The 11,952-nt window shown below is 73.9% G+C and carries 8 protein-coding genes and 1 pseudogene; 3 read left to right on the top strand and 6 right to left on the bottom strand.

Annotated features, from left to right (window positions below):
• The first annotated feature begins 160 nt into the window (after positions 1–160).
• A complete protein-coding gene (locus ACZ7OU_RS37275; RefSeq protein WP_470258847.1) occupies positions 161–889 on the top strand; it encodes a M50 family metallopeptidase in 729 nt (242 codons plus the stop codon).
• Here the strand turns inward: ACZ7OU_RS37275 and ACZ7OU_RS37280 are convergent.
• Positions 861–4,256 (bottom strand): TM0106 family RecB-like putative nuclease, encoded by a 3,396-nt coding sequence (locus ACZ7OU_RS37280; protein WP_470258848.1) that lies wholly within the window; start codon positions 4,254–4,256, stop codon positions 861–863. The genes ACZ7OU_RS37275 and ACZ7OU_RS37280 overlap by 29 nt on opposite strands.
• Positions 4,257–4,475: 219 nt before the next feature.
• Between ACZ7OU_RS37280 and ACZ7OU_RS37285 the strand changes: the two genes are divergently transcribed.
• Both ACZ7OU_RS37285 and ACZ7OU_RS37290 read left to right on the top strand, forming a co-directional pair.
• Positions 4,476–5,762 carry a KamA family radical SAM protein gene (locus ACZ7OU_RS37285; RefSeq protein ID WP_470243038.1) on the top strand — a complete coding sequence of 429 codons (1,287 nt, stop codon included), beginning with the start codon at positions 4,476–4,478 and terminating at the stop codon, positions 5,760–5,762.
• 6 nt (positions 5,763–5,768) lie between these two features.
• A complete protein-coding gene (locus ACZ7OU_RS37290) occupies positions 5,769–6,866 on the top strand; it encodes a DMT family transporter (protein WP_470258849.1) in 1,098 nt (365 codons plus the stop codon).
• A 6-nt stretch (positions 6,867–6,872) separates the two neighbouring features.
• Here ACZ7OU_RS37290 and ACZ7OU_RS37295 read toward each other — a convergent pair.
• The 5 genes and pseudogenes from ACZ7OU_RS37295 to ACZ7OU_RS37315 all read right to left on the bottom strand — a co-directional run.
• Positions 6,873–8,054 (bottom strand): annotated as a pseudogene (locus tag ACZ7OU_RS37295) (MATE family efflux transporter); the annotation flags it as partial.
• Between the two features lie 2 nt (positions 8,055–8,056).
• The gene (locus ACZ7OU_RS37300) at positions 8,057–8,764 is read right to left on the bottom strand and encodes a thioesterase II family protein (protein WP_470259040.1); all 708 of its coding nucleotides are present in this window, start codon (positions 8,762–8,764) and stop codon (positions 8,057–8,059) included.
• Positions 8,761–10,209, bottom strand: a complete 1,449-nt coding sequence (locus tag ACZ7OU_RS37305; protein ID WP_470258850.1) for a class I tRNA ligase family protein — start codon at positions 10,207–10,209, stop codon at positions 8,761–8,763. The genes ACZ7OU_RS37300 and ACZ7OU_RS37305 overlap by 4 nt, the downstream gene beginning before the upstream one ends.
• Positions 10,206–10,562: a cupin domain-containing protein gene (locus ACZ7OU_RS37310; protein ID WP_470258851.1), complete on the bottom strand. Its 357-nt coding sequence runs from the start codon at positions 10,560–10,562 to the stop codon at positions 10,206–10,208. Before ACZ7OU_RS37310 ends, ACZ7OU_RS37305 begins: the two co-directional genes overlap by 4 nt.
• Positions 10,559–11,935, bottom strand: a complete 1,377-nt coding sequence (locus ACZ7OU_RS37315; protein ID WP_470258852.1) for a lysine N(6)-hydroxylase/L-ornithine N(5)-oxygenase family protein — start codon at positions 11,933–11,935, stop codon at positions 10,559–10,561. The genes ACZ7OU_RS37310 and ACZ7OU_RS37315 overlap by 4 nt, the downstream gene beginning before the upstream one ends.
• Positions 11,936–11,952 lie beyond the last annotated feature (17 nt).

The raw sequence follows: 11,952 nt of genomic DNA on the forward strand, positions 1-11,952 counted from the left end.
TCCTGGTGCGGCGAGATTACGAGCGGGACGTGGCGCACCGCGTCACTCCGTGACGGACACCCGCGGTAGCTCTCGAGAGGGACAACGCGCGGGTTGACAGCTTCGTGACAACGTCGCCCGGGCGGTTCCGCCGCCGCCGGCCGGCTGGTGAGCTTGACCGATGCTGCGCGGGAAACTCGACGACGTCGTGAACGCGACGGTGCCGGCACCCGGGTGGTGGCTGGTCTTCGCGACCGGGCTGACCGCCGTCGCCGTGGCGCTGGCTTCGGTGTCCGCGCTGCTGACCGGGCGGGGACGCCTGCTGACCCGCTTCAACGTGCTGGGGACGTTCGTGCACGAGGGCGGCCACGCGCTGATGAGCGTCGTGACCGGCGGCGGGGTGTACCGGGTCGGGATCGACAGCCCGGAGTCCGGAGTGACGTGGTCCTGGGTGCCTTCGCGGTTCTCCTCGATCCTTACTGGCGCGGCCGGGTACGCGATGCCGTCGCTGGCCGGGCTCGGCGCGGCCGTGCAGCTGCAGCGCGGGCACGCCGCCGCCGTGCTCACCCTCACCGTGGTCGCCGCCGGCCTGCTGCTGTTCCTGTCCGCCGACCTGCTCACCTTCGCCATCGTCGCCGGGATCGGCCTGGTCGCCTTCGCCGCGCTGGCCTGGGCACCGCCGTGGGCGCGGACGACGATCGCCTACCTCGAGGCGTGGCTGCTGCTCACCAGCGAGCTCTCCGGCGTCGCCCACCTCGTCGCGGCCCGGTGGCAGGGCGAGGTTTCCGGCACCGACGACGCCGCCGGCCTCGCGGCGGAGACCCACATCCCCGGCTTCGTCTGGATCGCCGGCTGGCTCGCGCTGATCGGCTGGGCGCTGGTCAAGGCGTTCCCGCTGCTGTGGCCGTGACCGGCGGCCAGCGCCGGGCTCCGCTCAGCAGGCCGATCATGCCCGCCACCAGCCGCATCTGCTCCACCGTGCGGATGTCGGCCTCCACCAGCTTGGCCGAGCACACCAGGACCGCCAGGACCTGCGCCCGCGAGAGGGCGACGTTCAACCGGTTGCGGGACAACAGGAAGTCGAGACCGCGGGGCAGGTCGACCGCCGAAGACGACGTCATGGTCGTGATCACCACCGGGGCCTCCTGGCCCTGGAAGCGGTCGACCGTGCCCACCCGCACGCCCGGGAAGCCGGCGTTCTCCAGCGCCCGCGTCACCGTCCGCGCCTGCAGGTTGTACGGGGCCACGACGACGATGTCGGCGTCGGTCAGCGGGCGCGTGCGGCCGTGGTCGGTCCACTGACGGCCGTGCACCGCCGTCACGATGTCGACCACCGCCGCGGCTTCCTCCACCGACCGGGTCGTGTTGCCGTGGTGGTCGACCTCGGCCAGGTAGAGGCCGGCGGGGATGTCCTCGATGGCGCGCTCGGCGGCCGACGGGTGGGCGCGCAGGCGGCCGGCGTAGGACAGCTTCGACACCGGCTCGCACACCGCGGGGTGCATGCGCCGCGTCTCGTCGAGGAAGTAGCCGAGGTCCGCGGGCATGATGTCGGCCCCGTCGATCAGGTGCCCCAGCGCCGACGCCTCCGCGCCCGCCGGGTGCGTGCCCTGCACCACCTGCGGGAGCTGCTGCGGGTCGCCCAGCAGCAGCAGGTTCTTCGCGCACATCGACACGGCCAGCGCGTCGGCCAGGGCGAACTGGCCGGCCTCGTCGATGATCAGCAGGTCGAAGGGCTCCTCGCGGACCGCGGCGTTGGCGAACGTCCACGCCGTGCCGCCGACCAGGTGCCCGGTGTCGTGCTCTTCCCGCCACTTCGCCAGCGCCGGGTTGCTCTTCGGCTGGTCCCACGGCGCGGCCGGGTCCGGCGTCCGCTTGGCGCGTTTGGCGCACGGCAGCTCGGGTGCGCTCTTCTTCGCCGCGCTCAGCACGTTCTCCACGGCCTTGTGGCTGGTGGAGGTGACGGCGACCGTGTGGCCGGCCCGCACGAGCCGGGCGACCAGCTTCCCGGCCAGGAACGTCTTGCCCGCCCCCGGCGGTCCCTGCACCGCCAGCGTCGAGCCGTCGAGGGCTTCGACCGCGTCGATCACCGTGCGGATCAGGTCGTCCTCGGGCTCCGGCAGGGCCGCCGCGCCGCGCAGCCGCGGCGGGGTCCGCCGGAGCAGGTCGACCCCGGGGTGGCGCGGCAGCACCGGGAGGGCGTCGACGACCAGCTGCGCGAGGTCGGCGACCGCCTCGTCCTTGGGCGACGGGCGCACCGGGCTGCCGGGCAGCACCGCGGACGGCCGGTCGGCGGTGGTGGCGTCGGGCGGGCAGCTCTCCTCCAGGGTGAGCTCCACCGCCGACGCGGTCGTGACCTTGGCGTCGCGGGTGGCTCCGGCGTAGCGCAGCCGCACCTCGTCGCCCGGCGCGAACGGGTGCGGCCGGTCCGGGTCGCACGCCAGGACCAGGGTCCGCTTCGCGGTGCGGACGCGCCCGGCCGGCGGGACCCACTCGCCCGCCTCCAGCGACACCGGCACGGTGCACGAGGTGTCGACCTCGAGGTCGCCGAGCGGGGCGGCCAGCTGGCGGAAGTACTCCCACCACGCGGGGTTGGTCTCGCGGCGGTGGTAGCCGACCGCCGCCGCCAGCAGCGCGCGGGCCCGCTCGTCGCCGGTGAACTCGCCCGGGTCGTCGGGCAGCCCGTCGAGCAGCGGGTCGACCAGCGCGGCCAGCCGCGCGGCGCGTTCGGCCCGGCGCTCGGCGGCGACGTCCTCCTCCGCCGCGCGCAGCAACGCGTCCTCCGGCGACTCCTCCGGCGGGGCCACGAGCTCGATGCCGGCCTCGGCCCGGACCTGGTGGAGGAACTCGAGCAGCCGCAGCGCCGAGACGCAGTCCTCCTCGCTGTCCCCGGCGATGCCGCGCAGGACCTCCTCCGCGCGGCCCGGCTCGGCGGCCCGCGCGAGCACCAGGTACTCCTCGTAGGCCTCGACGTCCGACAGCGCGGTCTTCACGTCACCCTCGCGGGTGCCGGGCCGGTAGAGCGGCTCGAGGTGCCGGATCGAGTACGACCGCTGCGAGACCCGCAGCGCCTTGCGGACCACCGTGTGCAGGTCCACCAGCGCGCCCCCGCGCAGCAGCTGGTCGACGGTCTCCTCGCGGGTCCCGTGCACGGCGGCGAGCCGCTTGATCGCGGTGACCTCGTACGGCCCGTAGCGGTAGACGTGCGCGCCGGGGTGCTCGGCGACCCGCGCCGCGGCGAAGTCCACGAACTCCTCGAAGGCCCGCTTCTCCTGGGCGCGGCTGTGCGCCCAGAACGGGGTGAAGCGCCGGTCGCCGTCCGGGGTGAGCGCACCGAACAGGAACTCGAGTCCCTCGCCCGCCAGCGCGTGCGGATCGCCGGCGAGGTCGGCGAAGACGTCTCCCGGCGCGGGTTCCGGGAGCGTGGCGAGCACGTCGGGGTCGACGACCTCGTAGCTGACCTCGCCGGTGGTGTCCTGCCGCAGCTGGAGCGCGGCCTGCGCCCGCAGGGCGGTGAACGCGGTGACGGACAGGTCCCGCGGCCGGTCGCCCGGCGTCGCCGCCGCGAGCGCCTCGATGGTGCCCATCCCGGCGGCGGCCAGCTTGCGGCGCTGGTCACCGCGCATCCCGGCCACGAGCAGGAGGTCGCGGTCGGCTTCGCGGGCCGACGCGCAGTGGCGGGCGTACCCGCAGCCGGCGCAGGCCGGGCGTTCGTCGGCCCACAGCGTCGCCGGCAACATCGGCGTGCGGCCGCTCAGCCGCGCGCGCAGCCGGTCCACGAGGGGCCGGAAGTCCTCGGCCCGCAACGTCCGGGTGCCACCGTCGCCCAGGCGCAGGTGCACGTTCGGGCCGGTCGGCCAGCCGGCCCGGCGCAACGCGTCGGCGAACGCGGTCAGCCGGACGACGGCGGCGGGCTTCGCCTGCCGGGCCGGCTCCGCGTCGTAGACCTCGTAGCGGCCCTCACCGTCCTGGATCAGGAAGTCCGCCACGCCGGAGAAGTCCTCGTCGTGCAGCACGGCCTGGTGGATCACGGCCGCGCCCGACCACAACGCCGCCGCGGTGGTCTCGGCGGCGGCGACGGGGTCCCGGGGGTCGATCTCGAAGACGTCGTGGCCTTCTCCGCGCAGGCGGGCGAGCATCGCCTGGGCGGCCGCGCGCGCTCGCCGCGCCGCGCCCGGGTCGGGCACGGACCGCGGCGCGCCGGGCAGGTCCGCGGCCTGGTTCAGGACGCTGCGGTGTTCGCATTCGAGCAGGTCGGCGAGATCGGCTGGGGTGAGCATCGCCAGGCAGTCTGACACGGCCGTACACCCGATCGGAGCAGACCGGGCCGGACACGCCGTCGACCCGGGGCTGTCACCCCAACCTGGGCAGCGGCCCGGTCAATGTGGGCAGCGATCGCCGATCCGGTCGGAACCGGGACGCGGCATGCTTTTCCGCGTCCGTGATGCCACTCGTGGCACGAAATCACCACCACGCACAGACCTTTCTCTGGGGGAGAAATGACGACGATCGAACTGACCGAGCGGGCGGTGAACCCGATCTCCGGCAGACGCATGGTGGACCTGGTCCGCGCGCGGTGCGGCGACGACCTGGCCCACGACGTCGAAGTGGTCGGCCGGGTGCTGCCGTTCAAGGTCAGTGCGCACGTCGTCGAGAACCTGATCGACTGGCGGGCCGCGCCGGAAGACCCGTTGTACCGCTTGCTCTTTCCGCATCGGGACATGCTCCGGCCGGAGGATTTCGCACTGGTCGAACGGGCACTCGGCGAGCCGAACCGGTTGCGGGAGGTCGTCGCCGGCGTGCGGGCCCGGCTCAACCCGCATCCCGGTGGTCAGCTCACCCGCAACGTGCCGCGGGACCAGTCCGGCCTGCAGCACAAGTACGCGGAGACGGTGCTCGTCTTCCCCAAGCAGGGGCAGACCTGCCACTCGTACTGCGCTTACTGCTTCCGCTGGGCGCAGTTCATCGGCGAGCCGGGGCTGAAGCTGGCGATGGACGACCCCGAGGAGATGGCCGCGTACCTCCGGGCCCACCACGAGGTCACGGACGTGCTCCTGACCGGCGGCGACCCGCTGATCATGAAGACCGATCGGCTCGCCCGGTACGTCGACGCGCTGCTGCGGCCGGGGCTCGAGCACATCCGGACGATCCGGATCGGCACGAAGGCGCTCTCCTTCCACCCGGCGAGGGTGGCGGTCGGCGCCGACGCCGAGGAGCTGGTGCGGCTGGCGGAAAGCGTCGTCGGCAGCGGCCGTCAGCTCGCGTTCATGCTGCACTTCTCGCACCCGAGGGAGCTGGAGCCGGACCTGACCCGCACCGCGCTGCGGCGGCTGCGGGACACCGGCGCGCAGCTGCGGTCCCAGGCCCCGGTCGTCCGGCACGTCAACGACGACGCCGCGGTCTGGGCCCGGATGTGGACGAACCAGGTCAACGCCGGGATCCACCCGTACTACATGTTCGTCGAACGGGACACCGGCGCCCAGCACTACTTCGGGCTTCCGCTCACCCGGGCCCACGAGATCTACCGGGACGCCATCAGCCAGGTGTCCGGCCTCGCCCGGACGGCCCGCGGGCCGGTCATGTCGGCCACGCCGGGCAAGGTCGTCATCGACGGCGTGGTCGACCTGCCGCACGGCAGGGCGTTCGCGCTGCACTTCCTGCAGGCGCGCGATCCGGCCCTGGTCGGCCGGCCGTTCCACGCGAAGTGGGATCCCGCCGTCCAGTGGTGGGACGACCTGGTTCCGTTGGGGAGCACCGACAAGACGTTCATCGACGAGGCCTCCTGACCGTCGATGCCGCACACACTGACACCGCTCACCCGGCGGACGGCGGTGGGCGGGGTCGTCCGGGCCGTGGGCTCCGCGTGCTGTTTCGGCAGCGGGGCACCCGCCACCAAGGCACTGGCCTCCACGGGCCTGTCCGCGCTGGAGATCGCCCAGGCGCGGATGAGCCTCGCCATGGTGGTGCTGCTGGCGTTCGCGCTGGTCACCACGCCGCGGCAACTCGTCGTCCGCCGCTCCGACTGGCCGCTGGTAGCCGCGTTCGGCATCCTCGCCTTCTGCGCGAACCAGACGCTCTACACCGTGACGGTCGGCCGGCTGCCGGTCGGGATCGCCCTCGTCCTGCTGTACCTGGCCCCGGTGATGATCGTCCTCTGGGTGCGGTTCGTGCGTCGCACGGCGCTGGCGAGCCGGGCCTGGCTCGGGGTCGGCGCGGTCGTCGCCGGGCTGATGCTGGTCGTCGAGGTGTGGTCGGGCTTCCGGCTCGACGGCCTGGGCGTGCTGGCGGGCGTCGGCGCGGCCGGGGCGCTGACCGCGCGGTTCCTGCTCTCCGAACGGGGTCTGCGCTCGCGCGGCCCGGTCGCGCTGGCCGCGCTCGGCACCACCGTGGGCGCGCTCACCTTGGACGTCCTCTCGCCGGTCACCGCCTTCCCGTTCGCCCTCGCGTGGCACGGCCACGCCGAGCTCGGCCGGTTCCAGGTGCCGGTCTGGGTGCTGCTGGGCTGGATCGCGGTGGTCTGCACCGTGCTCGCGTACCTGACCGGCGTGAGCGCTCAGCGGTACCTGGCTCCGGCGGTGGTGAGCCAGTTCGCGACGCTGGAGGTCGTGGTCGCGGCCGCGCTGGCCACCCTGCTGCTCGGCGAACGCCTGTCGCTTCCGCAGGTGCTGGGGACGGTGCTGATCCTCGCCGGGCTGCTCGCCGCGCAGACCGGCCCGGCGCGTCCCCGCCTGGCCGACGTGTCAGCCGCGCACCGCTCCGGTGACCAGCCACGCGCTGCCGCGGGCCCGCCACACCAGCGTCACCAGGCGGGCCACCACCCACACCCCGATCGCGAGCCACAGGGTGACCAGCCCGCCGCCGAGCAGAAATACCAGCAGCGCGCCGGGTAGGAACACCGCCGTCGTGACCACCCCGGCCACCGCGAGGAAGCGCAGGTCACCCGCACCGATCAGCACGCCGTCGAGCACGAACAACGGACCCGCGAGCGGCTGCAGCAGGGCCACCACGAGGAGGCTGTCGGCCAGCAGCACCCGCACCGCGGGATCGGCCGTGAACAAGGCGGGCAGCAGTCCCCGGGTGGCGAGCAGGAGCAGGGCGAACAGCACGCCGCAGGCCAGTCCCCACTGGGTCATCCGCCAGGTGGCCGTCCGCGCGCGCCCGGCGTCCCCGGCGCCCAGGTAGCGGCCGGTGATCGCCTGCCCGGCCACCGCGATGGCGTCCAGCGCCAGCGCCAGCAGCCACCACACCTGGAAGCCCACCTGGTACGCGGCGATCTCGGCGTCCCCCATCCTGGTGGCCACCACGGTGCTCACGACCAGCACGACCCGCAGCGACAGGGTGCGAAGCACGAGGGTGAAACCGGCTTTCGCGGCGGCGCGCAACCCGGCGGCGTCCGGCCGCACGGGGACGTCGTGCCGCCGTGCCTTGCGCAGCACCGCGAGGCCGTAGACCAGGCCGCCCGCGGTCTGCGCGAGCACCGTGCCGAGCGCGGAGCCGGCGATGCCCCAGCCGAACCCGAACACGAACACGGCGTTGAGGGCCGCGTTCGCCGCGAACATGCCGACCGAGACCACCAGCGGCGTCCGGGTGTCCTGGAGACCGCGCAGCACGCCCGTGCCCGCCAGGGTGACCAGCATGCCGGGCACGCCGAACAGGCTGATCCGCAGGTAGGTCACGGCGGCCGGGGCGACCGCGGACGACGCGCCGAACGCGTGCACGATCCACGGGGTCAGCGGCCAGCCCACCACGATCACGGCCAGCCCGATGCCGACCGCCAGCCAGATGCCGTCCACGCCCTGGCGGATCGCGGCCGGCAGGTTGCCGGCGCCCACCTGCCGCGCCACGGCCGCGGTCGTGCCGTACGCCAGGAACACGCAGATGTTGAGCAGCGTGCCCAGCGCCTGACCGCCGACGCCCAGCCCGCCGAGCGCGGCGGTGCCCAGGTGCCCGACGATGGCCGAGTCGGTGAGCAGGAACAGGGGTTCGGCGACCAGTGCGCCGAACGCGGGCACCGCCAGCCGCAGGATCTCCCGGTCGTGGGACTCGCGTGCGGGTCTTCCGCCGGCCTGCCGGGTCATCGTCACTCCTCGGTGGTGCGGGGTCGCTCTAGCTCGCCGGCGATCAGGGTGAGGAACCGCGACCGGGCGGCGTGGAGGAAGAAGTGGTCGCCGGGCAGCTGGTGCGCGCGGAACCGTCCGGTCGTGCACTCCCGCCAGGCGAGCAGCGACGGCAGGCTCACGGCCGCGTCGCGGGCGCCGCCGAACGCGGTGATCGGGCAGTCCAGCAGCGGGCCGGGGCGGTACTGGTAGCGGTCCGCCAGCCCGAAGTCGGCGCGGAGCACCGGCAGCATGATCTCCATCAGCTCCTCGCTGCGCAGCACCTCCGGCGGGGTCCCGTTCATCGCCGCCAGCCGCTCACGCAGCTCCCGCGCGCCCCGGACCTGACCGGACGGGTTCCGGGGCGGGCACACCGCGCCGCGCGCCGACGCCGTGATCAGGTGCCGCACCGCGACGCCGTGGTCCCGCTCCAGGGCGATGGCCAGCTCGAAGGCGAGGAAGGCGCCGAAGCTGTAGCCGAGCACGGCCACCGGTTCGCCGGCCTCCGCCAGCACGGTCCCGGCGAGGTCCCGCACCAGCGCGGGCAGGTCGGTCGCGGGAGGTTCCCGGTAGCGCAGGCCCCGGCCCGGTAGTTCCAGCGGCCGCAGCCGGATCGACGCCGGCAGCCCCTCCTGCCAGCCGGCGAAGACGCGCGCGGACCCACCCGCGTAAGGCAGGCAGAAGAGGTTCATGGCCACCCGTGCTCGTCACGCAGCCGCGCCGTCAACCCCGGCAGCAGCGGGGCCGCCAGCTCCGCGACGGCCCGCAGGCCGTGCCCGGCCAGCGCCGGATCGGTGCCGGCCCGCGCCGCCAGCAGCGCGAGCAGGTTCGCGGTGGATTCGGCGGCCTGCCGCAGGCTGAACGTCTCCAGCGTGTAGGCCCGCCGCATGCGGTCGCGGTAGCGGGCCAGCAACGCGGGCTCCGGGCTCCCGCCGGCGGGCCGCGCCCCGGCCGCGGCCTCGATCGCGGCCAGCGGTTCCCACAGCCGGGCGCTCACGGTCTTGCGGAACTCCGGCTCGGTGAAGTTCGCGGGCTGCTGCTCCGGGTTGTGCAGTGCCAGGTGGAAGCGCACGCTGTCGGCCCCGTGCGCGGCGACCAGGTCGCGGGCCCACACCAGGTGCCGCCTGCTGGTGGAGAACTTGGCGCCGTCGAGGTGGTAGAACTCGTTGGTGACGATCGCCGCCGGCGCGAGCAGGTCACCGTGCGCGAAGGCCAGGCCGAGGTGCGCCAGCGAGAAGTAGAAAGTGTTGTCGTAGCCGAGGAACTGCACCAGCTCGTAGCCCGAGTCCGCCGCCCACACCCCCGCGGCCGGCTCCGGTGCGCGTCGCGCCCGCGCCACTTCGGCCATGTGCATGAGACCGGGCAGCATCTCCGCCCACACGTTGACCACCTGCCCGGCGAACCCCGCGAACGGCACCGGGACGCCCCAGTCCGCCGGGTAGGTGACCGGGAAGTCCGGCAGGGGCCGCGAGAGCATCTCGTCGACGAACCGCAGCACCCGTGGCCGCATGGTTTCGCGGCGGCCGGCGAAGAACGCGGCGATCCGCTCGCGGTGGTCTTCCAGTGGCAGCACCAGGATCTCGACCTCGCGCGGTCGTACCCGGCCGCGCGAGGAGGCTCCGGTGCCGGTGCCGAACAGCAGCGAGCCGGGGTCGTTGGGGTGCCCGCAGCTCTCGCAGATCGCCCCGGACGTGGTGGCGAAGCACTCCGGGCAGTAGCCGGTGACGAACGCCTCCAGCAGGTACCGCCCGGTCCGCTCGCAGTACGGGAACGTCCACTTGCGACGGACCAGGGCACCTCGGTCGTGCAGCCGGGTGAAGAACGCCCGCACGCGGGCCAGGTACACCTCGTCCACGGTGGTGAACGCGTCGATGTCGATGTCGGCCAGGCGCAGCGTCTCCCGGATGTCCCGGCCGCACCGGGCGGCCAGCTCGGCCGGGGGCAGGTCCAGCGCCTGCGCGGTGGTCACCACGTAGGTCTGGTGGTCGTCACCGCCGCTGGCGTAGAGCGCCTCGTGCCCCAGCAGCCGCTGGGCGCGGCAGAACACGTCGGCCCCGAGGTAGGGGCCGGCCAGGTGACCGACGTGCAGGTCGCCGTTGGTGGTCGGCGGGGTCGCGGTGACCAGGAAGCGTCTCACGGGTGCTCCCCGAACGGTCCCGCGGACCACACCGACACCAGTTCGAGCTCGTCGGCCACCGAGTGGTTCTCGAACCAGTGCACCTGGCGGGAGGCCACCACCAGGGCGTCCCCGGGCGCGATCGCGGTCACCTCGTCGTCGACGTGCACCAGCCCCGCGCCGCGCACCACGTAGAACTGCTCGTGGTCGACGTGCGCGTGCGGGGTGGACACCGCGCCCGGCGCGACGACGCACACCCCGAGGCCGGTGTCCGACGGGCCGGTCCGCCCCCACGGCAGGATCCGGCGGAACGCGCAGCCGTACTCCTCGCGGGTCACGGCCTCCGCGCGACGCTGGATCTGGATGCTGCTCATTTGTCGGCTCCTTCGAGGTGGATCGGCAGGGGCGGCGGATCGCCGGCGGGCCGGTCGGTCCGCTCGCCGAACGTGGCGGCCAGGATGTCCGCGGCGCGGTGCGCCTGCACCGACAGCAGCGTGCTGGACAGGCCGTGCGTGTGCTCCGCGGCACCGTGCAGGAACACCTTCGGCCGGAAGCGCGCGGTGGTCTCCACCGAGTAGTCCCGGCGGACCTTCAAGGCGCCGGCGGAGTCCCGGACCAGGTACGGGTCGATCCCGGTCAGCAGGTCTCGCGCCTCCCGGAAGTCGTAGCCGGTGGCCAGCACGACCCCGTCGTAGCGGTCGTGCGCGGTGCGGCCGGTGAGCAGGTCGCGCAGCGCGACCCGGACCAGGGTGCCGCCGGCGCCGTCGGTCGACGCGCCGGCGAGGTCGGTGAGCCGGCGCAGCCGCAGCCGGTCGCCGCCGTGCACGCGCTGGTCGTAGAGCAGCCGGGCGATCGAGCGGATGTCCTCGTCGTCGACGGCGCCGTAGTTGGTCGTCCGCAGCTCGCCGAGGATCGCGCGGCGCCGATCGGCCCCGGCACCGTGGAACAGGTCCACCGACTCCGGGTCGAAGATCTCGTTGGCCAGGGGGCTGCTGTTCGCGGGCTGCAGGGCGAAACCGTGGTGCGCCAAGGTGATCTGGGCGGCGGGGAACTCCCCGGCCAGGTACCGGAAGATCTCCGCGGCGCTCTGGCCGGCGCCCACGACGAGGAAGCGGTACGGCAGCAGGCGGTTCCGCCGCCGGAACCGCTCGATGCCGTCGAGGAACCGGCCGCTGTGGAACACCGCGCCGCTCGCCAAGGCGGCCGGTGCCACCCCGGACGGGATCTTCGGCCGTCCGCCGGGCGCCAGGGACAAGTTCTCGGCGAGCACCGTGCGCGGCTCACCCCGCCCGTCGAGGTGATCCACCTCCAGGTGCGTGACGACACCGTCGCGGCCGGCGGCCGGGCGCACGTGCTGTGCCGCGCAGCCGTAGGAAACGTAGTGCGCGAGCCGCTCGGCGGCCCACCGGAAGTAGTCGGCGTACTCCCGCCGGGTCGGGTGCAGCGTGCCGAGGTTGAGGAACTGCTCCAGCCGTCCTTTGTGGACGAGGTAGCTGGCGAAGGAGTACGAGCTGGTCGGGTCGTGCGGGGTGACCAGGTCCTTGAGGAAGGCCACCTGCATCCGGGCGCCGTCGAGCAGCATGTCCGGGTGCCAGGCGAACTCCGGCTTCGCCTCGATGCAGTGCACGCGGGCCCGCACGGCCGGGTCGCGGGTGGACTCGCACACCGCGCTCAGCGACAGGTGCGAGGGGCCGAACCCGACGCCGAGCAGGCTGTAGCGCCGGACCGGTCCGGCTGGCGTGGTCATTCCGTTCTCCCCCATGG

The organism is Amycolatopsis sp. NPDC114505, from assembly GCF_055633615.1.